Origin of the sequence: Candidatus Palauibacter sp. (genome assembly GCF_965208055.1) — a bacterium.
In the GTDB taxonomy this organism is placed as follows: domain Bacteria; phylum Gemmatimonadota; class Gemmatimonadetes; order Palauibacterales; family Palauibacteraceae; genus Palauibacter.
Genome location: NZ_CBDBNY010000004.1, coordinates 2,138,147 through 2,160,309, shown reverse-complemented (window position 1 = coordinate 2,160,309; position 22,163 = coordinate 2,138,147). Strand labels below are relative to the sequence as shown.

16 protein-coding genes and 1 tRNA gene are annotated in these 22,163 nt (G+C 68.4%); 11 read left to right on the top strand and 6 right to left on the bottom strand.

The window, feature by feature from the left end:
* The first annotated feature begins 21 nt into the window (after positions 1 to 21).
* The gene (locus ACOGXI_RS09515) at positions 22 to 687 is read left to right on the top strand and encodes an outer membrane beta-barrel protein (protein ID WP_419938619.1); all 666 of its coding nucleotides are present in this window, start codon (positions 22 to 24) and stop codon (positions 685 to 687) included.
* Between the two features lies 1 nt (position 688).
* Here the strand turns inward: ACOGXI_RS09515 and ACOGXI_RS09510 are convergent, their stop codons facing one another.
* Positions 689 to 2,020 (bottom strand): amidohydrolase, encoded by a 1,332-nt coding sequence (locus tag ACOGXI_RS09510; RefSeq protein ID WP_419938618.1) that lies wholly within the window; start codon positions 2,018 to 2,020, stop codon positions 689 to 691.
* A gap of 192 nt (positions 2,021 to 2,212) precedes the next feature.
* On the opposite strand from ACOGXI_RS09510, the gene ACOGXI_RS09505 reads away from it, so the two are divergent.
* Positions 2,213 to 2,286: transfer RNA gene (locus tag ACOGXI_RS09505), tRNA-Arg, on the top strand.
* Positions 2,287 to 2,334: 48 nt separating this feature from the next.
* Here ACOGXI_RS09505 and ACOGXI_RS09500 read toward each other — a convergent pair.
* Complete coding sequence (locus ACOGXI_RS09500; protein ID WP_419938617.1) at positions 2,335 to 4,854, bottom strand: TonB-dependent receptor plug domain-containing protein; 2,520 nt, start codon at positions 4,852 to 4,854, stop codon at positions 2,335 to 2,337.
* Between the two features lie 151 nt (positions 4,855 to 5,005).
* Between ACOGXI_RS09500 and ACOGXI_RS09495 the strand changes: the two genes are divergently transcribed.
* Genes ACOGXI_RS09495 through ACOGXI_RS09485 form a run of 3 tightly spaced genes read left to right on the top strand, consistent with a single transcriptional unit; the run spans position 5,006 to position 8,121 of the window.
* Positions 5,006 to 6,691 (top strand): DUF885 family protein, encoded by a 1,686-nt coding sequence (locus tag ACOGXI_RS09495; RefSeq protein ID WP_419938616.1) that lies wholly within the window; start codon positions 5,006 to 5,008, stop codon positions 6,689 to 6,691.
* Positions 6,692 to 6,730: 39 nt separating this feature from the next.
* Entirely contained in the window at positions 6,731 to 7,432 is a 702-nt protein-coding gene (locus ACOGXI_RS09490; protein WP_419938615.1) for an HAD hydrolase-like protein, read from the top strand.
* On the top strand, positions 7,429 to 8,121 hold the full coding sequence (locus ACOGXI_RS09485) for a uracil-DNA glycosylase (RefSeq protein ID WP_419938614.1): 693 nt from the start codon (positions 7,429 to 7,431) through the stop codon (positions 8,119 to 8,121). The genes ACOGXI_RS09490 and ACOGXI_RS09485 overlap by 4 nt, the downstream gene beginning before the upstream one ends.
* Positions 8,122 to 8,138: 17 nt before the next feature.
* Here ACOGXI_RS09485 and ACOGXI_RS09480 read toward each other — a convergent pair whose 3' ends face one another.
* The 4 genes from ACOGXI_RS09480 to ACOGXI_RS09465 form a co-directional block, all read right to left on the bottom strand.
* Positions 8,139 to 8,549: a type II toxin-antitoxin system VapC family toxin gene (locus ACOGXI_RS09480; RefSeq protein WP_419938613.1), complete on the bottom strand. Its 411-nt coding sequence runs from the start codon at positions 8,547 to 8,549 to the stop codon at positions 8,139 to 8,141.
* The gene (locus ACOGXI_RS09475) at positions 8,549 to 8,803 is read right to left on the bottom strand and encodes a type II toxin-antitoxin system Phd/YefM family antitoxin (protein ID WP_419938612.1); all 255 of its coding nucleotides are present in this window, start codon (positions 8,801 to 8,803) and stop codon (positions 8,549 to 8,551) included. Before ACOGXI_RS09475 ends, ACOGXI_RS09480 begins: the two co-directional genes overlap by 1 nt.
* A gap of 87 nt (positions 8,804 to 8,890) precedes the next feature.
* On the bottom strand, positions 8,891 to 9,277 hold the full coding sequence (locus ACOGXI_RS09470) for a type II toxin-antitoxin system VapC family toxin (protein ID WP_419938611.1): 387 nt from the start codon (positions 9,275 to 9,277) through the stop codon (positions 8,891 to 8,893).
* Positions 9,274 to 9,531: a type II toxin-antitoxin system VapB family antitoxin gene (locus tag ACOGXI_RS09465; RefSeq protein WP_419938610.1), complete on the bottom strand. Its 258-nt coding sequence runs from the start codon at positions 9,529 to 9,531 to the stop codon at positions 9,274 to 9,276. The genes ACOGXI_RS09470 and ACOGXI_RS09465 overlap by 4 nt, the downstream gene beginning before the upstream one ends.
* 222 nt (positions 9,532 to 9,753) lie before the next feature.
* On the opposite strand from ACOGXI_RS09465, the gene ACOGXI_RS09460 reads away from it, so the two are divergent.
* The 6 genes from ACOGXI_RS09460 (at position 9,754) to ACOGXI_RS09435 (ending at position 21,893) form a co-directional block, all read left to right on the top strand.
* On the top strand, positions 9,754 to 12,555 hold the full coding sequence (locus ACOGXI_RS09460) for a prolyl oligopeptidase family serine peptidase (protein ID WP_419938609.1): 2,802 nt from the start codon (positions 9,754 to 9,756) through the stop codon (positions 12,553 to 12,555).
* Between the two features lie 2 nt (positions 12,556 to 12,557).
* The gene (locus ACOGXI_RS09455; RefSeq protein ID WP_419938608.1) at positions 12,558 to 16,055 is read left to right on the top strand and encodes a TonB family protein; all 3,498 of its coding nucleotides are present in this window, start codon (positions 12,558 to 12,560) and stop codon (positions 16,053 to 16,055) included.
* Positions 16,056 to 16,179: 124 nt separating this feature from the next.
* Positions 16,180 to 16,839, top strand: coding sequence for a hypothetical protein (locus ACOGXI_RS09450; RefSeq protein WP_419938607.1), 660 nt, complete (start codon positions 16,180 to 16,182; stop codon positions 16,837 to 16,839).
* 54 nt (positions 16,840 to 16,893) lie between these two features.
* Positions 16,894 to 19,050, top strand: coding sequence for an NAD-dependent DNA ligase LigA (ligA, locus tag ACOGXI_RS09445; RefSeq protein ID WP_419938606.1), 2,157 nt, complete (start codon positions 16,894 to 16,896; stop codon positions 19,048 to 19,050).
* Entirely contained in the window at positions 19,050 to 20,825 is a 1,776-nt protein-coding gene (gene polX / locus ACOGXI_RS09440; protein WP_419938605.1) for a DNA polymerase/3'-5' exonuclease PolX, read from the top strand. Before ligA ends, polX begins: the two co-directional genes overlap by 1 nt.
* 78 nt (positions 20,826 to 20,903) lie before the next feature.
* Positions 20,904 to 21,893: a GntR family transcriptional regulator gene (locus ACOGXI_RS09435; protein WP_419938604.1), complete on the top strand. Its 990-nt coding sequence runs from the start codon at positions 20,904 to 20,906 to the stop codon at positions 21,891 to 21,893.
* Positions 21,894 to 22,163 lie beyond the last annotated feature (270 nt).

Genomic DNA, 22,163 nt, shown 5'->3' with positions numbered 1-22,163 from the left:
GTGGGGCCTTCGCCGGAGCATTTGGCGGGCCGAATCTTCCTTGCTGCGGACACGAGGCACGGGTTTCCCGTTCTGGCTGGACAGACCGTGGTGGGTTTCCGCGCCGGCCTCACCCGCGGCACGCTCTCGTTCGGAGACACGCCAATACCGGTACTTCAAGAATCGCGATCGCGGGCCCGTTTCGGAGTGTCCGCGACCGCCCCGGTCACAGGCGGCCTCGGGATCCGGTTCAGCGGGGACTACGTTCAGGCGGGGGGTGGCTTTGCACTCGACCTGTCCGGGTTCGTCCCCGGCCTGGATCAGGACGGCGTGCCGCCAGACGCGAGGATCAAAGCCGGGCTTGATCTCGACTACCTCCGTTTCTCGGCTCTTGCCAGGGCCGCGTTGCCCATGGAAGGCCGTCGGGTGGCGGCCTATCTCCTCGCCGGACCGTTCGTGGGATTCAATTCCGGCTGCAGCATGTCCGTCGAGGCACAAGACATGAGCATAGGCGCCGACTGCGACGAAGCCGATCTCGACTGGCCGGGCACAGATTTCGGAGTGTCCGGCGGCGCCGGCCTGGAAGTCGGTGTTTCGGACGGCATGGGAGTGTCGATCGAGGCCCTGTACGACCTGGGTCTGAAGGATCTGGAGGACGCGAAGACCCGTGTCCTTTCCGTTATGGCGGGACTCGTCTTCTCTCTCTGACTCAGGCGGGTTCGAGGCGGGCGGCGTGGTGCTCGATTTCGGCGGCCAGTTGCCCCATGTCCGCCAGGACGGCGGCCTCGTCGATCGTCTCGAGGGTCCGGTCGCGCATGGCCCAGCGGCCGTCGACCATCACCGAGCGGACATCGTCGCGGCCCACCGCGTAGACGAGATGTCCGTACACGTCGTACATCGGCATCAGGTGAGGGCGGGCGAGGTCGATGAGGATGAGGTCGGCCCGGTAGCCTTCCGCCAGCCGCCCCACCTGATCTCCCAGCCCCAGCGCCTCCGCCCCGACCGTCGTCGCCATGCGGACGACGTCGCGCGCCGGCGTGAGCACAGGATCCATGTGAACGCCCCGCTGCAGTAGCCCCGCGAAGCGCATCGCGGTCCACATGTCGAGATCGTTCGAACTCACCGGCCCGTCCGTGCCGAGGGCCACGGGAATGCCCTCCTCCAGCAGGCGTGCGACCGGCGCGACCCCCGACCCGAGCTTGAGGTTGGAGAGCGGGTTGTGGAGCACCGCCGCCCCGGAGCGCCGGAGACGTGCGAAATCGTCGTCCGCCAGGTGGACGCAGTGCGCAAGTACGGTGGGGCCGTCCAGGATGCCGAGTTCATCGAGGTGGGCGACGGGTGTGTGCCCGAAACGTTCGATCGTCTGCCGGACCTCGGTCGCCGTCTCCGAGCAGTGCGTGTGAAAGAGCGCCCCGGCGCGGCCAGCGAGATCTCGCGCCGCCCGGAGACCGTCCGGCGACACCGTGAGCGCATTGTGCGGCTGGACGCACGGAGTAATCAGCGGTTCGGTCGCGTAGCGCTCAAGCCAGCGTTCTCCGGTCGCAATCCGAGCGTCCACGGAGACGCCGTCAGGTCCGTCGAAGTCGAAAAAGATCGGGCCGGTGACGAGCCGGAAGCCGGCTCCGAGCGCCGCGTCGGCGGCCGCCTCCGGGAACCAGAACATGTCGAGCGCGCATGTGGTGCCGCCTCGGAGCATCTCCGCCATCGAGAGCCGTGCCCCCAGTTCGACGCTCTCGCGGCTGACGAACGCGCGCTCGGAGATCCACAACCGCTCCAGCCACGCCTCGAGCGGCAACTCCTCCACCAGACTCCGGAAGAGGGAGTCGCCCAGGTGCGTGTGCGCGTTCACCAGCCCGGGCATGACCAGCTTCCCGGTGGCGTCGATCGTCTCGGCGGCGGTGACGCCTTCGAGGTCCCCGCGCGCTCCCACCGCGACAATCACACCGTCCCGCACCGCGACGGCGCCCGGGTCGAGGATCCGTTCTTCGGCGTCCATCGTGACGAGAAGCGGGCCGAGGATGAGCGTATCTGCAGATTGCATGTGATGATTCCGGGGAGGCGGACGGTTTGGCGCGGCCGGGTGGGCGCAATCTCTCTCCCCGAAAGGGGGATTTCAAACGGTGCGCCCCGTCGCGGTGTCCGGATCGCTTGGCCGCCCTCCGGCCCGGCCGCTAGATTCCCGGCGCGGCTTCCGAAGCCCGGTGCATGCGTCGTGGCGACTCGGTGCCGATCCGGCCCCGTAGCTCAGGTGGATAGAGCGCGGGATTCCTAATCCCGAGGCCGCTGGTTCGAGTCCAGCCGGGGTCACTCTCCCTGCCTGCCCGGGCGGTGATCCGCCGCCGCCGGCCGCCGCTCTCAGTTCCCGATCACGTTCACCCGCATGTACCAGATTCGTCCCGCCACGCCGTAGGGCGATTCCGAGGGGTACTCCATCGTCCAGAGTTGAGCCACGGCGTCGTCCGGGAGCCGGTTCGGCAGACGGTCGAACAGGTTGTTGGCCCCGACGCCCACCTGGATGCGGCCGCCCACCCGGAAGCTGACCTCCAGGTCGGCGATGGCCGCGGCGTCGATCGTGACGTTCTCTTCGAAGATGAACGGCGTGGTGACGGAGCCGATGTGGTTCAAGCCGAACCTCGCGCCCAACCCCTGTGCGAAACGCAGGTCGGCGCTGACGCCGATTCGCCGTCCGGGTTGGGAGTCCTCGATGAGCGTCCGCTGGGTGTCTCCGATGAAGTCCGCGTTGCGGTTGGCGGTGATCTTCGTGCGGTTCCGGTGCAGGCTGGCCGACAGGTCCGCGGCCCCCCAGTCCATGCCGCGGAAGCGCCAGCTCGCCGTCACGTCGAACCCCTGCGTGCGCGTGTCGATCGCGTTGGTCCAGAACGCCACGGCATCCACGGGCCGACCCTGGAATTGCGCGCCGGGCCGAAGCCCGTGGCTCGGATTCAGGCTCTGTGTCAGGGCGATCGCATCCTTGACGGCGACACGGTAGTAGTCCGCCGTCACCAGCAGGCCGGCGTCGTGGGAATAGACGAGTCCGCCCGTGAAGCTGACCGATGTCTCGTGGCTCAGCGCACAGGCCCCGAAGTCGGAGCACGCGATCGGATCGCCCTCGGGCAGGAATCCGGCGCTCACCAGACCCTCGCTGCCGCCCACGAAACCGATCGTGTTGAAGCCCCGCTGCGGCAGCCGCGGCGCCCGGAAGCCCGTGGAGACCGCGGCGCGGAGCGCGGCGCCCGTTTCGCCCAACTCCACGCGGCCCGCCAGCTTGCCGGTCAGCGAACTTCCCGCGTCGGTGTAGTGCTCATAACGAAGGGCGCCACCCAGCGTCCGCCCGCTCGGCGAGCGCAACTCCATGTCCGCATACGCCCCGACGCTGTTCCGATCCTGCTCGCTCAGCCGGGCCGAGGCCGGGCTGTAGCCGGGGTAGCCCTGTATCCCGCAGCTCGCGTACGCCGTCCCGTCGTTCTGGTGATGGGCGGCCGGAAAGCTGCCGGGCGTATCGCTCGGTCCACACGCCCACGAGGCCCGGTCGCCGGCTTCCATCCAGTACGAATCCCTCCGGAACGCTCCGCCGACGGCCAGAAACGCCGGGGTCGAACCCACCTCGAGTTCCCGCGTCGCGTCGGCGTTCAGCGTCCACTGGCGCACGTTGAGCCCGCCGCTGAACGTGTCTCTGGGTCCAGCGTTGGCAGCGATGGAGGCTCCGTCGGCCCCGGGGTTCCTCGCCAGAAACTCGGCCGCGTACGACGGGTTGATCGAATTCGCCGCGCCGAAGGCAAATCGGCCGTGCCCGAACCCGAGACTGAGATCTCCCGACCACTCGCCCATGTCGCCGCGCAGCCCCGCCACCGCGGACTTGTCCATGAGGTCCGACTCCTCGATGGGGAAGAAGCCATCCGGGTAGACGTAGCTGACCGAGCGAGGCACCCAGTCCGCCTTGCGGTACAGGCCGTCCGAAACCGCCTCGCGTCCGGAGTATCCCCCGAAGGCATAGAACTCGGCCGACCCGCCGACGGGAATCGCGGCATTGGCCATGAAAGCCGCGCCCCTGTAGTCGGGCTCGCCGTTTCGCTGCAGCTGGATGACCTTCCCGCCGTCCGCGCAGGGACCGTAGGACGGGTCGGGACCGAAGCAGGTGGGCGCCTCGCCCGCCCGGTTCGTGACCTCCTGCCGCGCGACCTCCATCGTGAGGTTGAAGAAGCCGTCTCCGAGCGGAACCCCGGCGTTGGCCGAAGTGAACAGCCTCAAGCCGTCGCCACGCGATGTTCGGCCGAGGAGGGTGGCCGCGCTGACGCCGCTCGCGTCGTCCTTGAGCACAATGTTGATGACGCCGGCGATGGCATCCGAGCCGTACTGCGACGCCGCTCCCTCGCGGAGGACTTCGATTCGCTTGATGGCGTGGACCGGAATGGCACGCAGGTCCGTGCCCGTCGTCCCCTGGCCCGCCGCCGCGAGCAGCTTCGCGAACGCGACTCCGTGCCGTCGCTTGCCGTTGACGAGGACGAGTACCTGGTCGCCGTTCATGCCGCGCAACGTCGCCACGTGGAGCGCCGCGCCATCGCCGGCGGACAACCGCGTGGAATTGAAGGACGGCGCGATGCTGCCCAGGACCTCTGCGAGATCGACTTCGCCGAGCCGCGCGATTTCCTCGGCGCTGTAGATGTCCACGGGGACGGAAAGCGTTGCGGGATCCGCGACCCCCGCCCGCGACCCCACCACGACCTCGAGCTCCTGGACCACGACGACGGTGTCCGGCGGTTCCTGGGCCGCCGTCGGGCCGGCCGAAGCGAGCGTTGCGAGGACCGCCGCCGCGAGGAACGAAGCCGGGCGGACGGCCGGGCGGACAAGAGAATCGAAAAATGCCGAAGCGTTCATGGTCACCATTCCTTCGTCGGAGCGCCTTTCCCCGGGGGGGGTCCCCGACCCGGCCCAACGGCGCTCTCGGTAGCCCGCGGATTTCCGGGACGCGACACCAGGTATCATAATGCGTCACGAGATCCGCGGGTTAAACCGTCCAGGAGGCACCATGGCTCGCAGCCGACTCCGTCCATCGTTCATCCTTACGGGAATCGCGGTTCTCGCCATCGCTTTCCTACTCGTGCAAGTGGCGCCGGATCCGGTGGGCCCGGTCGACCCGGCCGAAACGGCGGGTCCGGGCTCGCACGCCGACCTCGTCGCATTGTTCGACGAATGGCGGGGATTCGAGCGCCCGGAGTTCGTGGAGGGCGTGCCCGACTACTCGGCGGCGGCAATGGCGCGCCAGCAGCGCGAGCTTCCGCAGTGGCAGGTGCGGCTGGGCAATGTCGCCCCTGCCGACTGGTCCGCGGCGGAACAGATCGACTGGCACCTGGTCCGCGCGGAGATGAACGGACTCGACTTCGATCACCGCGTGCGCCGCCCCTGGGCGCGGGACCCCGCCTTCTACGTCACGATCTTCGCCGCGGAGAGCGACGTGCCGGCCCACGAGGGCCCGGTCATCCATGGCTGGATCGACCTCTGGACGTACGGCTATCCGCTATCGGAGGCGGATGCCGCAGAACTCGCCGGGCGCATCGGCGCGGTCCCGGCGCTCCTGCAACAGGCGCGCGACAACCTCGCGGACTCGAACGCCCGTGACCTGTGGCTGGGCGGCCTCCGGGCCTTTCGGGGCCAGGTGCGGGATCTCGACGACCTTGCGGTGCGGGTGGCCGGGACCAGCGCCGCGCTCGACCAGTCCATCGCCGACGCGCGCACCGCTTCGGAGGCGTTCATCGCCTGGCTCGAGGATGAGGCGCCCTCCCGCACCGGGCCGTCGGGGGTCGGACGGGAGAACTACACCTGGTACATGCAGAACGTGCACCTCGTCCCGTATTCGTGGGAGGAACAGGTCACGATCATGCGGCGCGAACTCGCCCGCGCCCACGCCTCGATGCGGCTGGAGGAGAACCGCAACCGAAACCTGCCGGAACTCGAGCGCATCGCCTCGGCGGAGGAATACGACCGAAGGCTGAACGAGTCCGTAGACCGCTACATGCGCTTTCTGGACGAGGAGGAGGTACAGACGACGGCGGAGTGGATGGACCCGGCCCTCCGCGCCGTGAACGGGAGCTTCACGCCAGCCGATCCGGGCGAGATCCGGAACTTCTTCTCCGAAGTGAACTACCGCGACCCGGACTCCTTCCGGCCGCACATGCACCACTGGATCGAACTCGCGCGCATGCGCGTGGATCCGCACGCCAGCCCGATCCGGGCCACGCCGTCCCTCTACAACATCTTCGACTCGCGTTCGGAAGGACTCGCCACGGGTGTGGAGGAGATGTTCATGCACCTGGGGCTGCTCGAAGAATCCCCGCGGTCGCGCGAACTCACCTGGATCATGCTGGCGCAGCGGGCCGCGCGGGCGCTGAGCGGCCTCTACCTGCACGGAGGCGTGTTCGACATGGAGGAGGCGGTGGCCCACGCCATGAAATGGACGCCGAAGGGCTGGCTGCCTGACGGCGACCTCGTGCGCGGCGAGCAGAGCCTCTACCTGCGGCAGCCGGGGTACGGGACGAGCTACGTGACCGGCAAGGTCCAGATCGAGGAACTGCTCGCGGAGTTCGCCATCCAGGAAGGCGAGGAATTCAGCGTGAAGCGATTCTTCGATGCCTTCTACGATGTCGGGGTCATCCCCATCGTCCTCACCCGCTGGGAGATGACGGGGGAGAAGGATCCCATCCTGGCGGCGAACTGACGCGGCCGGTGGCACCGGACGCCGCCTGAGGGCGACCTGATGAGCGCAACCTGGATGCAGACGGCGCGGCGGCTCCTTCCGCGATTTGCAAGACTCTCGCGCGAGATCCGGCCGACGCTCCATCTCGACTCGGTGAACGACTTGAGCGCCGGGCGCCTGCGCGACCTGGGCGTCGAGGCCGTCCTGTGGGACGTGGATGGGACGCTGATGGCGCACCACGCGCGGCGGGTGGATCCGGCGCTCGCGGACGCGTTCGAGGATCTGCTCCGCGCGCCGGGGCTGCGGCACGCCATCGTCTCCAACTGCCAGGAGGCACGTTTCGCCGAGTTGGGGGAGATTTTCCCCGCGATCCCGGTGATCCTCGGATACGAGACCGGGGCGGGTGCGGCGTTTCGGGTGCGGCGCGGGCCGGCGGAGTCGTGGCGCTGCCCGGGCGCGGCCGCGGCTTCGTCCGATGGTGTTGAGGCTCCCGGAGACTTGCGGCCGATCCGCAAGCCGAGCGGCCGGCTCGTACGGGCGGCGCTCGACGAACTGGACCTCGCGGATCGTCCGCAGGCGGCGCTGATGGTGGGGGACCAGTACTTCACGGACATCGCGTCGGCGAACCTGGCCGGGGTCCGCTCGGTGAAGGTGCCCACGCTGCACCGGGCCAGCTTCCCGGCCCCGGTCCGCTCGTCACAGCGGCTCGAGGCCGTGCTCTACCGGCTGAAGTACGGCCTTCCGCGGCCAGGCGGCGCTTGACGGACCCGGCTCTCGCCGCGATCGAGCGGGAGGTTACGGCCTGCCGGAAGTGTCCGCGGCTCGTCGAATGGCGCGAGCGGGTGGCGCGGGAACGCCGGGCCGCCTTCCGCGACGACACGTACTGGGGGCGTCCGGTTCCGGGGTTCGGCGATCCGGCCGCGCGCCTCCTCATCGTCGGGCTCGCCCCGGCCGCGCACGGCGCCAACCGGACTGGGCGCATGTTCACCGGCGACCGGTCGGGCGACTGGCTCTACCGCGCCCTTCACCGCGCCGGGTTCGCCTCGCAGCCCGACTCGACCGCCCGCGACGACGGGCTGGTGCTCCGCGGAGCTTGGGTGACCGCCGCCGTGCGCTGCGCCCCGCCCGCCAACAAACCGACCGCCGGGGAGCGCGAACGGTGCCGGGGCTACCTCGAGCGCGAACTGGACTTCTTCGCCGACGCTCCCGTCATCGTCGCGCTGGGCGGGTTCTCCTTCTCGGCGCTACTGAGGATCTTCCGTGAACGCGGGGAGGCGGTCCCGCGGCCGGCGCCCAAATTCGGCCATGGCGTGGAGGTCGAGATCGGGCGCCGTCTGCTGATCGGCTCCTATCACCCGAGCCAGCAGAACACCTTCACGGGCACGCTCACCGAGCCCATGTTCGACGCCGTATGGACCCGCGCGGCCGAACTGGCCGGCGTCCCGCGCTGAGCCAACGCGGGATGGACTCAGCCGTGCGTGGCGGGATTCAGCACCCGCACGCCCGTCGGCTCGAAGTGGCGAACGTTGCGCGTCACCACGGTCAGGCCGTGCTCCAGAGCGGTGGCCGCGATCAACAGGTCCGCGCCTCCATGGCCGATTGCAGCCGAGAGCTGACCCCAGCGTCGAGCCGTCGCCGCGTCGACGCCGAGGAGACGTTCCCCGTACAACAGGAGTACGCGGTCCAGCCAGGCGGCGAGAGCCGCGGCGAATGACGGGTCTCGATCCCGCTGCCGAGCTATCCCTCGTTCGATTTCCCCAACGGATATGACACTCAAGTGGAGATCTACCGTCCTCTGGCGGGCGAGCCAGTTCGCGACGGGCTGCGCTCGATCCGGTCTGCGATGGGCCGACAGCACGTCCGTATCGAGCAGGAACATCAGAATTCCACGGGTCGCGGGACCACCTTGAGCCGTTCCAGTTCCTCGCCCCGATCGGGCATCGAGAGCAACAACTCCGCAAAGCTGGGTGCCTTCGCCTTTTCCAACCGCCGCAGGCGTTCGTACTCCCCCGCCGCGATCACGACCACGGCCGGCTTACCACGGCGAGTAACACGCTGCGGCTCGCCGGCCACGGCAGCGTCAACGACTGCGCTGAAGCGGTTCTTTGCATCGTAGAGCGGCCACTCGGTCATCGGATCCTCCATGTCCAACGTGTATGGCTAGATTATTATTCTAGCCATATCGATGGGTCAAGTCCCTGCCTGGCACCGGGTGAATCTTCAGGCGACCTCGATATCTGTGAGCGCGAAGTCCTTGCCCTTGAAGAGCAGCGGCTCGCCGGCGGTGCGCGCCAGGGCATAGACGAAGCAGTCTCCCAGGTTCAGCGCGGCGGGATGGTTCCCCTTTCCGTAGCACCGCCACGCGTTCCGAGCCGCCTCGGCGTGCTGCCGCGTGACTGGAATCACCTGGATCGGCACTCTCTCGAGAAGGTCATCGAGGTCTTGTCCGGCACCGAGTCCGCCCCTGGCCTCGGCCACCATCGCCGCTTCCACCAACGTCGCGGCCGAGATCTGAGGAGCGGAGGCGCTCGCGAGCGCCCGCTCGAACCGGCGTGCGTCCTCTTCACGAAACAGGATCGCCAGGATGGCGGAGGTGTCGACGATCACTTCGGGAGGCCGTGCTCGTCATAGAGGAAATCCCCGTGCTCGATCGCGGAGGGGCCGGGCTTGAGCCTTGCGGCGCACCGCTCGCCGATGGCGCGCAGGTCCCGCATGAGCGCATCCGCGTCGCGCAGTCTCTTCTCGCGTTCCAGGCGTTCCTTCAGGGCGATGGTGATGGCTCCCGTTTTCGTGTCTCCGGTCAGCCGTGCCAGTTCGTCCGCCAGCCGGCACGTCTCCTCGTTCTTGATGTTGAGGCTCATCATCCACCTCTCAACACAGATGGTAGAAACTGTCCCCGCGATTCTACCCTACCTCGTGCCAAGACCCGCGGCAAACCGGCCCTCGCGCCGCGCCTCAGACGCCGACTGACTGCCTACCCTTGCCCGGAACAGCCGTTTCCGGTGCATGTTGCGGGGTCGCGGATCCCTCGCCGCCCGCCGGACGCTCCGTGGAGCGGCGCCCGCAAGCCAGGAGATAGAGAGATGAGGAACATCCTCCGAGGAATCAGGACCATCCTCGCCGTCGCGCTCGTCGCCGCCTCCGGCCTGTATCCGGAGGGTGCGGCCGCGCAGGACAAACCCACGCTCGGCGCGGACGACTACGACCGCTGGGAGAGCCTGGGCCCGGCGTCGCTCGCGCCGGACGGGCTCTGGCTCGCCGTTGCGGTCCGTCGGGTGGACGAGACCTCGGAGCTTCGCATCCACCGCACGGACTCAGATTCCGTCGTCATCGTCGCGGAAGGCTCGCGCCCCGAGTTCAGCGCGGACGGAAACTGGCTCGCGTACACGATCGGCGTCTCCCCGGACGAGCGGGAACGGCTCGGCGAGAGGGGGGACCCCGTGCGCAACGGCGTCGGCCTCCTCAACCTGGGGACGGGAGAACGGGAGGAGATCGAAGCGATGCAATCTTTCTCCTTCTCCGATGATGGGCGGTACCTGGCGCTCCGCCGCTACGGCCCCGAGGAGAGCGAGAGCGACGGCGCCGATGTCCTGGTTCGGAATCTGACCCGGGGCGAGTCGATGAGCTTCGGCAACGTTTCGGAATTCGCCTGGCAGGAGGAGGGGAGCCTGCTGGCCATGACCGTCGACGCCGAGGATCGGGTCGGCAACGGTGTCCGGCTCTACGACCCGGCATCCGGCCGCATCCGCTCGCTCGACGCGGACGAGGCGACGTACCGGGAACTGTCGTGGCGCGAGGACGCTCCGGACCTCGCCGTCCTCAAGACGTTCGAGGACGAAACGCACGAGGACACCGCCCATGTGGCTCTGGCGTGGCGCGATCTGGATTCCGACAGTCCCCGGGCGTTCGCGCTCGACCCGCGAGAACCCTCGGAACTCCCCGGGGGCATCCGGATCGTCGAGCACCGCGCCCCTTCCTGGTCCGACGACGGCGCCACGATCTTCCTCGGCCTCCAGGAGCGAGTTCCGGCCGAGACGGCGACCGCAGATGAGGACGCCGAAGGGGACGCCGACGAGGAGGGCGACGACGAGAACGGCGCCGGTCGCGAGGAAGACGAGGAGAGCCCCGGCGTCGAGGTCTGGCATTCGCTCGATGTCGATCCGATCCCCCAGCAGCGCGTGCGCGAGACGCGGCTGCGGCAGGAGCACGATCTCGGCGCCTGGGATCTGGCCGACGGCGGATTCCTCCTCCTGGGGGGCGATCACGCGGACCAGGCCGAGATCGCCGACGGCGGGCGCCACGTGCTGGCCCGCGACGAGACGCCCTACGACGTCGACGCGATGTTCCGCCAGCAGTTCCACGACCTCTACGCCGTCGACGCGCGCACCGGGCGCCGGGAACTCGTCCGGGAGCGGGTGACGATCGACATGGGCTCGAGCCCCGGCGGACGCTATGCGGTCTGGTTCGAGGGCGCGGACTACTGGACGCACGACCTCGCGACCGGCGAGACCCGGAACGCGACCGAAGGACTCGACGGGACGTTCGTGGACCTCGACCGGACGCCGACCCGCGAGCAGATGGCTCCCTTCGGCATTGCCGGCTGGCTGGAAGATGACGCGGCGCTGCTCGTGAACGACCGCTTCGACGTGTGGGAGGTGAACCCGGACGGGTCGGGCGGCAGGCGGCTCACGCCCGGAGCGGAAGACGGGATCCGCTACCGGGTGGTGCGGGTCGCCCGGGACGCCGACGCCTTCGCTCCGGATGAACCGCTCTACTACTCGACCTACGGCGAGTGGACCAAGCAGGCCGGGTTCTCCCGCGGCCACCGGGGAGCGACGCCGGAGCCGCTGATCCGGGCGGACGCCAGCTTCGCGGGCGGCCTTCTCAAGGCGGAGGATGCAGACGTGTACGCCTTCCGCCGCGAGCGGTTCGACGACTCGCCCGACTACTTCGTCGCGGGGCCGGATCTCGAAGAAGCGCGGCAGGTCACCCGCACGAATCCCTTCCAGGAGGACTACGCCTGGGGCCGCACGCAACTCATCGACTACGAGAACGAGTGGGGACGCCCGCTCCAGGGCGCGCTCGTCTATCCGGCCGACCATGATCCGGATCGGACGTATCCCATGATCGTGTATCACTACGAACTGCTCTCGCAGGGTCTTCACCGGTACGTCGTGCCGGATCCCACGCGCTACTACAACATCCAGATCTGGAGCCAGGAGGGGTACTTCGTCTTCCAGCCGGATATCGTCTACCGCGACCGGCGTCCGGGGCAGTCGAACGTCGAGACGCTGCGCCCGGCCGTGGCGGCGGCGGTCGAGACCGGGATGATCGATCCCGGGCGCATCGGACTCATCGGCCACTCCTGGGGCGGCTATCAGACGACGTTCTTCGTCACGCAGGACGATCTCTTCGCGGCCGCGGTGGCCGGCGCGCCGCTGACGAACCTGATGAGCATGTATCTCTCCTTCTACTGGAACAGCGGGGGGACGGACGCCCGGATCTTCGAGATCAGCCAGGGCCGCATGCAGGTGCCGTGGTGGGAGGACTGGGATTCCTACTTCAACAACTCTCCGCTCCATCACATTCAGAATCTCGACACGCCCCTCCTCATCGAGTTCGGGACGGAGGACGGCGCCGTCGAGTTCAACCAGGGCGTCGAGTTCTACAACGCGGCCCGGCGCGCCGGGAAGCACATGGTGATGCTCGTCTACGAAGGGGAGAATCACGGGCTCGCGAGGGAGCCGAACCAGCGCGACTACCAGAGCCGCATCCTCCAGTGGTTCGCCCACTATCTGAAGGGGGAACCGGCGCCGGACTGGATCACCACCGGCGTCCCCTACCTGGAGCAGAAGGACGGCCTCAAGAAGAAGAAGGTGAGCTGACCATGATCTCGCGCCCCGATCGTGCTCCGGCTGGTCTGTGCCGGATCTCCGTCCGCGCGCTGGTGTCGATGGCGGCGCTGAACGTGGCCCTCGCGGTGCCGCCTCCCCGCGTGGAAGCCCAGGCCACCGGCTCGCCCGCCGGCGAAGCCCGAGCTGTCGAGCGAATCGCGGCCGGGCTGACCTGGCGCCTGATCGGGCCGGCGATTTCGGGCGGCCGCATCGCCGATCTCGAGGTCGTGCCGGGCACCCAGTCGCACATCTACGTGGGGGCGGCCTCCGGCGGCGTCTGGAAGAGCGTCAACCACGGGACGACTTGGACGCCGATCTTCGATGACGCGGCCAACCTCTCCGTCGGGGACATCGCGCTCGCCCCCTCGGACCCGCTGGAGGTGTGGGTGGGGACTGGCGAGCCGAACAACCGCAACAGTTCCCCGTGGGGCGAGGGCGTGTACCACTCCTCCGACGGCGGCAAGGCGTGGCGCCTCACCGGGCTGGAGGAGACCCGCCACATCGGTCGCATCGTCGTGCACCCCGAGGACCCGGACATCGTGTGGGTGGCGGCGTTGGGGCATCTCTTCGGCCCCAATCCCGAGCGCGGCGTGTACCGGACCACCGACCGCGGCGCGACGTGGGAGAAGGTTCTCCACATCGACGACGACACCGGCTTCGTCGATCTCGCGCTCAACCCGGGCGACCCGTCGATGGTCTACGCGGCCGCGTACCAGCGGCGGCGGCGCGCATGGGGGTTCGCGGGCGGCGGGCCCGGGAGCGGCATCTACAAGTCGACCGACGGCGGCGACTCGTGGCGCGAGGTGACTGAGGGCCTGCCGGACGGGAACAAGGGGCGGATCGGGCTCGCCGTCTCCGGGCGGGATCCGGCTCTGGTCATGGCCGTGGTGGAAGCCGAAGAGGGCGGGATCTTCCTCTCGCGCGACCGCGGCGAGACCTGGGCCCGCGTCAACGAACTCAACCAGCGTCCGATGTACTACAGCCAGCTTCGCATCGATCCGAACGATGAGGATCGCGTCTGGCTCGTGGCGGGGAGCCTGCACCGATCGGAGGACGGCGGCGAGAACTTCGAGGCGCTGCCGATGGAGATCGAGTACAACACCGGCGTGCATGTGGACCATCACGACCTGTGGATCGATCCCCGGGATTCGCGCCACATGATTCTCGGAAACGACGGCGGGCTCTATTCCACGTGGGATGGCGGCGACCACTGGACGTTCATCGGGAATATCCCCATCGCCCAGTTCTACGACATCGATCTGGACTTGGCGGATCCGTACCACGTCTACGGGGGACTGCAGGACAACAACTCGTACCGGGGTCCCAGCCGTACGCGGCGGTATCAGGGGATCATGAACCGCGACTGGCAGGTGCTTGACTACGGCGACGGGATGTACGCGGAGACCGACTGGTCGGACCTCGGCACCGTCTACGTGACGTCGCAGAACGCCGGGATCGTGCGCGTGAACTTGGCCACGGGGGACCGCAAGGCGCTCAAACCCTTCCCGCCGGACACGACGGTCTCATATCGCTTCGACTGGAAGTCGCCGATTCTCGTGTCTCCGCACGACGCGGCGCGAGTGTACCTGGGGGGCAACCGCCTCTTCCTTTCGCTCGACCGCGGGGAGAGCTGGCTCGCGACCGACGACCTCACGCGGCAGATCCATCAGGACAGTCTCGAGTTGATGGGCATGCGCCCGGATTCGACCACGCTGTCGAAGCACGACGGCGCATCGGGATACGGCGAGATCACGGCCGTGGCGGAGTCGCCGGTCGAGCAGGGCGTGCTTTGGATCGGCGCGGACGACGGATCAGTCCGAGTGAGCCGGGACGGCGGGGGGACCTGGGAAGATCTGACCGACCGGGTGGCCGCGGCGGCGGGGCTTCCGTTCCCGTACTACGTGAGCTGGGTCGAGACTTCGCACGCGGCGGCGGGCCGGGCTTACGTGAGCCTGGACGGCCACTGGGACGACGACTACCGGCCGCTCGCCGTGGTGACAGATGACTACGGCGACACATGGCGGTCGCTTGCGGAGGGCCTGAGCGGGGCGGCGGCGCTGACGGCCACGGGCCGGCCGACAGGGGGCGGCATGGCGAGCGTGAACGTCATCCGCGAACACCCGGACAATCCGGACCTGCTGCTCGTCGGCGCGGAGAACGGCGCCTTTGCCTCGCTTGACCGAGGGACGACCTGGGCTGCGCTCGGCGCGGGGCTGCCCGCGGTGCCCGTCGACGACATCGAGATCCACCCGCGCGATAACGACGTCGTGCTCGGCACTCACGGGCGCGCGATCTGGATTCTCGACGACATCTCGCCGCTCTCGCAGGGGTCGGCCGAGGCCGAGGCGAACGGTGGCCCGCAGCTCTTCGCTCCGCGCCCGGCGACGCTCTTCCTGTATCGAAACGACGTACCCTCGATGGGCCAGGGGTCGTTTCGCGCGGAAAACCCCGCCTTCGGCGCCAACATCGACTACCGGCTTCCGATGGAGACGCAGGGCATGGTCACGATCGACGTTCTGGACCATGTCGGACAGGACATTCGCAGGCTCGAGGGTTCCGGTGCCGCCGGGCTCAACCGGATCACCTGGGATTTGCGGCACGATCCGCTCTCCCAGGACACCACGCGGTACGAAGTGCCCAGTCTGGATGCCGGCCCGGAGGGCCCATTCGTGCTGCCCGGGATGTTCACGGTGCGCCTGACCGCCGGCGCGGAGACGCGCGAACAGCCGCTCGAAGTACGGCCCGATCCGGAGATGCCCGCCACGGCCGCGGAACGCAGAGCCCGATACGAATTCACCATGGCTCTTTTCGAGCTCCAGAGGGTGGCCTATCAGGAGGGCAGCGACGCCTATGACGTGGAGCGCCGGGCTTCCGAAGCGCTCGAGGCGCTGGAAGGCGCCGAGGATGTAGCGGCGGAGGACCTCCAACGCGCGCGGGAACTTGTCGCCGAGATCGAGGGGATCGCCGACGAATGGCGGTCGATCAACAGCGACATCCGCAACTGGTGGACCGGCCTGCGGGGCAAGTTCGACGGCGGCCCCTCCACGACCGGATCGCTGACAGGCCCGTCCGACGACCAACAGCGGAGGCTTGAGCAGATCCGCGCCAAGGTGGAGGCCGTGGCCGCCCGGCGGCGTGCCGCGGAAGATGCGTTCGATGTGCTGCTGGAGCTTGCCGGTCTCCCGCCTCGGGAAGTTCGCACGGAGACCATGCCCGTCCTCAGCAATGTCGACGAAGTCCGGCGGCTCCTCGTGCGGTTCTATCCCGAAGACCTGAAGTCCGCGGGCATCGGCGGCCGGGTCCAGGTGTGGTTTCGCGTGAACGAATCCGGGGTCGTCGGGCGTCGTAAGCTGAGGAGGTCCAGCGGTTACGACGCCCTGGACGCTGCCGCACTGGCCGTCGCGAGGGGGATGCGCTTCGATCCCGCGACGCACGACGGCGAGCGGTCGGCCGTGTGGGTCAGCCAATGGATAACCTTCGAGGTCAGGTAGTAGGGCGCTGAGCCTCCCGGGCGAGACGGCGCGGACACCGGGTTCTCCCGACTCGGCCACCGGGGTAGGACAGCCTTCGGCGACTACCGGAATCGAGACAAGGATGGGAGGCAGGATGAACGAGATGAACTTTATGATGCTGGCCCGCCGACTCGTATGGCTGGTCCTGCCGGTGATCGCGACTCCGTCCACGCTTGCGGCGCAGGCCTGCCTCGGCTTCAGCGGGAGCGGATTCCTGAGCGGCTCGGGCGCCGTGTGGCGGGAGTCGTCCGAAGACGTCAGAGGCCTCGGAGGAGCCGCCGGGCTCGACCTGGGTCCAGTGGCCGCGACGGCTCACTACCTGAAGTTCTCCGGCACGGACGAGTTCGACCAGGAGTTCGACTTCGAGGATGCGCGGGCGAACGTCGCCCTCGAACTTCCGCTACCCGTGCTCTCGGTTTGTCCCGTCGCCACCGTGGGCATCGGAGGCGTTCTGTCGAGAAACTTCAACGATCTTCCCAACGAGAGCGAGATGGTCTACGGGGTCGGTGTGGCCGTGGGGCAACGCTTCGGCGCGCCGGGCTCCGGCCTCGCGATCATCCCTTCGGTGACCGTGAGCATCGAGAACTACTCGGTTGACCGGCTGTACGACGACATCGTGGAGGGGGCCAGGGAAGCCAGCGCCGTCATCCGCGGCGGCGTCACGGCCGAGGTCGGCAGTATTTACGTTCGACCGTACGTCGCGTTCACCACCGCCGATGACAGCTACCTGATCGCCGGAGTCCTGCTTGGGATCACCGTCTGACCTCAGCCGCCACGATTCTGTCTCGCCGCCAGCGGCCCGGATAGCTTCCGCGCCATGAGCGAATCGAGTCCCGGCGGGCCCGAGCGGCGGGCCCGAGAACTGCGCAGGACGCTGCGGCACCACTCGTATCTCTACTACGTCCGCGATCAGCCCGAGATCTCGGATGAGCGGTTCGACGAGCTGTTCCGCGAACTGAGGGCCCTCGAGGAGGCGCACCCGGAACTCGTCACCCCCGATTCGCCGACCCAGCGCGTGGGGGCGGAGCCGCTCGACGCGTTCGAGACGATCGAGCATACCGCGCCGATGCTCAGCCTCGATTCATCCGCCGATGTGGAGCCGCTCGAGCGGTTCGACGAACGGATGCGCAAGGCGCTCGGAGAGGACGTCGGATACGTCGTCGAGCCGAAGCTGGACGGCGCCTCGATCGAACTCGTCTACGAATCCGGCCGGTTCTCGAGGGCCGTGACCCGGGGAGATGGAATGCGCGGCGAAGGCGTGACGGCGAACATCCGCACGATCCACTCGGTACCGCTCCGGCTGCGGGCCGCGGATCGCGAGGTGCCGCCGCTCCTGGCGCTGCGGGCCGAGGTCATCATGAGGGTGGGCGACTTCGAGGCTTTGAACGCCCGGCTTCTCGAGAGCGACCGCCCTCCGTTCGCGAACCCGCGCAACGCGGCGGCCGGATCGCTGCGGCAGCTCGACCCGCGCATCACCGCCGCGCGCCCGCTCGACATCTACGTCTACGACATCCTCGCGATCGACGGACGACCGCCGTCCACCCAGCGCGCAACGCTCGAGGCGCTGCGCGAGTGGGGGCTGCCCGTGAACGAGCGGTGCCGGCCCGCGGCCGACGTCGAAGAGATTCTCGCCTTCCAGGCGGAGATCGAGGAGGGCCGCGACGACCTCGAGTACGAGATCGACGGCATCGTCATCAAACTCGACGACATCGCCGCGCGCGACGAAGTCGGCGAGACCTCGCACCACCCCCGCTGGGCGTTCGCCTTCAAGTTCCCGCCGCGGAAGGAGGTCACCCGGCTCCTTCACATCTTCCCCAGCGTGGGGCGGACCGGCGTGGTGACGCCCATCGCCTTCATGCGCCCGGTGGAACTGGGCGGCGTGACGGTGAGCCGCGCGAACCTGCACAACCGGGAAGAGGTCGCTCGCAAGGACATTCGAGAGGGAGACCGGGTGCGCGTGCAACGGGCGGGAGATGTGATTCCACAGGTCCTGGAGCGGATCGAGGAGCCGGACCGCGAGCGCGCGAAGCCCTGGGTCATGCCCGCCGAGTGTCCCTCGTGCGGGACCGTCCTGGAGCCCCGCGGCCCGTACACGTTCTGCCCCAACCTGTTCGCCTGCCCCGCGCAGCTGGCCGGGCGGATTCAACACCTCGGGTCGCGGCATGCCCTCGACATCGAAGGACTGGGAGAAGAGACCGCGAACCTCCTCGTCCGGCAGGGCGTGATCCGCCGCGTCCCCGACCTGTTCGAACTCAAGGCGGCGAAGCTGATGGAACTGGAGGGCTTCGCCGAAAAGTCCGCCACGAACCTCGTCGAGGCGATCGACAAAGCGCGAACGACGGAACTCGCCCGCTTCATCTACGGCCTCGGCATCCCCGAAGTCGGGGTGACGGTGGCGCGGGAACTCGCATCCCACTTCCTGTCCTTCGAGGCGTTCCTCGAGGCGTGCCGGCCGGCGGCCGGGGAGACGCTCGAGGATGTGGACGGGGAGACGCTCCAGGTGGACGGCGAGGCGCTTCAGGAAGTGGACGGGATCGGGCCCAGGGTGGCGGAGGAGATCACCGCCTTCCTGACCCGCGGCGAGGTATGGAAGGTCGTGAAGCAACTGCACTCCTGCATTGATCCCGAGCCCCCGCCGCGCGCCGGCGACACCCTGGCCGGGCTCCGCATCGTCCTCACCGGAGGGATCGAGTCCATGAGCCGCTCCGAGGCCGGGAAGAAGCTCGAAGCTCTGGGCGCGAAGGTCACGTCATCGGTGAGCAAGCAGACGAGTTACGTCGTCGCGGGCGAGAACCCGGGCCGCAAGCTCGAGCGCGCGCAGGCGCTTGGCGTCGAGATTCTGGACGAGGCGGGTCTCCTCAAGCTCCTGAGCGGCGGACCCGAGGCCCTCTCCGCACCCGACGCGGCTCCGGCATCCGATGCGGCTCCCGCGCCCGGGGCCGCCGGCGACGCTCCCGAGACCGACGGGTCCTGATGGAGAACATCGAGATCGTCCGCGTCCTGGACGAGGTGGCCGACCTGCTCGAGATCCAGCAGGCGAACCCGTTCCGCGTCCGCGCCTACCGCAATGCGGTCCGCACGATCGGCGCGCACGCGTCGCCTCTGCGCAAACTCGTCGAGCAGGGCGCCGACCTCACCGCGCTGCCGTCGATCGGGAAGGGGATGGCGGACAACATTCGCGAACTCGTGGAGAGCGGGCGCCTCGCGATGCTCGAGGAGATGGCGGCCGAGATCCCCCCCGGGCTCGTCGAGTTGATGCGGCTCCCGGGGGTCGGGCCCAAGAAGGCGCGCAAGCTGTGGGACGAACTGGGCGTCGAGTCGATCGACGACCTGGAGGAGGTGGCGAGCGAAGGGCGCGTGGCCGAGCTGCCCGGTTTCGGAGTCAAGACGCAGGACCGGATCCTGAGCGGCATTCGCAACTACCGCACAAACACGACGCGTTTCCGCCTCGGAGAAGTCGACAAACTTCTGCCGCCGTTGATCGAACACCTGCGGGCCACGCCCGGCATCGCCCGCCTGGAAGTCGCGGGGAGCTATCGGCGCCGGAAGGAGACCGTGGGAGACATCGACATCCTCGTCCTCGCCGACGACGCGCGCGCCGCTTCCGACGCCCTCACCGGGTTCTCCGGCGTGGAGAGCGTGATCGGGGCCGGCGGGACGAAGACCTCGGTACGTCTTCGCAGTGGGTTGCAGGTCGACCTGCGGGTCGTGCCGCCCGAGAGCTGGGGAGCGGCGCTCATCTATTTCACGGGATCGAAGGAACACAACATCCGCCTGCGACGCCGCGCCCTCGAGCGAAAGCTCCGCGTGTCCGAGTACGGCGTGTTCACGATCCCCGAAGAGTCTCTTGGCGATGCGCTCGGCGAGCGGGGCGTCGCCTCCGAGGGACAGATGGTTGCGGGCGCGACGGAAGAGGAAGTCTACCGAGCACTCGATCTCTCATGGCTTCCGCCCGAGATACGACGCGACCGGGGAGAGTTCCCGGCGTCCGACGCCGGGGAACTGCCACATCTGGTCGAGCGGTCCGACCTGCGCGGGGACGTCCACATGCACAGCACCTGGTCCGATGGCCGCGTGTCTCTGGAGAAGATGGTCGGAGCGTGCGTGGCGCGCGGTTACGAGTACATGGCGATCACCGATCACTCGAAAGCGCTGGCGATGGTCGAGGGTCTCGATGCCGCCAAGCTCCGGCGCCAGTGGGAGGAGATCGCGGAGGTACAGGCCGCGCACCCCGAGATCCGGATCCTGCGCGGGATGGAAGTCGACATCCTCCGGGACGGGTCGCTGGACCTCGAAGACGAGATGCTGGAGCGACTCGACGTCGTGATCATCTCGGTTCATTCCTTCTTCGGACTGGAACGGGCGCGGCAGACGGCACGCGTGCTGAAGGCGCTCGCACACCCCCGCTCGATGATCTTCGGGCACCCGACCGGACGGATCATCAACCGGCGCGGTCCGATCGATGTGGACATCGACGATATTCTGCACGCCTGCGCCGAGTTCGGCGTTGCCGTCGAGGTCAACTCGCACCCCCACCGCCTGGACCTGAAGGACAGCCACCTTTGGCGCGCGCGAGAACTGGGCGTACCCGTCGTGGTCACGACCGACGCGCACCGGCCGGACGATCTGGATCTGGCGCACTACGGCATCGAGCAGGCGCGCCGCGCGTGGCTCACTCCGGAACACGTCCTCAACACGCGTGGCGTGGACGATTTCCTGGCCGCTCTTCGCGGAAAGCCGGTGATTTGATCCGCCGTTGAGACCCCGTCCCCATACTCCCGTCGACACGGCCGACAAGTGGGACCCCAGGGACGGAGGCTCGGACACATGGCGCGTGGATGCGGACTCGCACCGCTCTCGCGGGATCACAACATCCCGCTCCGCCGGCAACTCGCGGCCGATCTGGAGGCAGGGATCCGGGATGGACACGTGCGACCCGGGGCCCCGCTTCCGTCGTCCCGAGACATGGCGCGTCGACTCGGCGTCGACAGGGGGACGGTCGGAGCCGCGCTCGCGCGACTGCGGCGGAGGAACCTCATCGAACTCGGGAAGGGGCAGCGCCCCCGCGTATCCATACGGCCGCGTCCCCTCCGGCCGTCGCCCGCCGTGCAGATGGCGCCGAGGGCGGCTGCCCTGGATCTGCTGAGGCGCGCGCACGCGGGCGGCTTCTCGCGTTGGCGGCTTCTCAACGAACTTGAGCGCATCGTGGGCGGAGCCCGGAGCCCGGATCCGTACCCCGTGACGCTGTGCGAACCTCGCGCCGGGTTGCGGGCCGTACTCGCCGCGGAACTGGAAGATGCCTGCGGATTCGTCGTTCACGCCGTCGACTCCGCCCGCAAGATACCGGAGAACTCCCCGGTGGTCCTGCGGCGAGAGTTGCTGTCACGGATGCGCCGATCCGGCACCGTCGAGTGCGTGCCCATTTCCCTTGCCGGGGGCACCCGCGAGCGCGAACTTGTCCGCCATCGAATACGTCGCGGATTCGTCGTGCTTCTCTCCCGAAGCGAGACCGTGCGCGTGTTCGCCGCGGAACTCGCCGCGCGGGATTTTGCCCTCGGAATCAACTTCAAGGCCCTCGATCCGCACCTCGACGCGCAGGCCGTGCAGCGAGCCGTGGCTGCGGCAACGATCATCTTTCATGACCGACTCGTCCCGATGTCCCGGTATACGTCCGGAATGGCTCCGGCCGTGCCGATCACACTCCTCGCGCCCAAAGAGATGGAACGCCTCCGCACGTACCTCTCCAGGACGGACCGGCCCGCAGGCGATCACGGCGGATCCGCCTCGTACGGGGCGGCACACCCGGGGCGGTCATAGCCCATGCGCGCCTTAACCCCTAGTTTAGGAGCGGCACTGCCGGTGTCGCCCCGCCACGGAGTTATTGGGATTGTGAAAAAGAAACAGATCTGGCTGATCGTGGGAGGACTACTCGTACTCGATGCGCTGACCGGCGTCCCGGGCTTCCCTGCCATAATGACAAAGACGCACACGCTCCATCCGGCCGACTATTCCGAAAGTGGAGCCCGCATTACGACGGCGCGTTGCCGCGGCGTGCCATTCATCTGGAAGTCGTGCGAGGTGCGCATC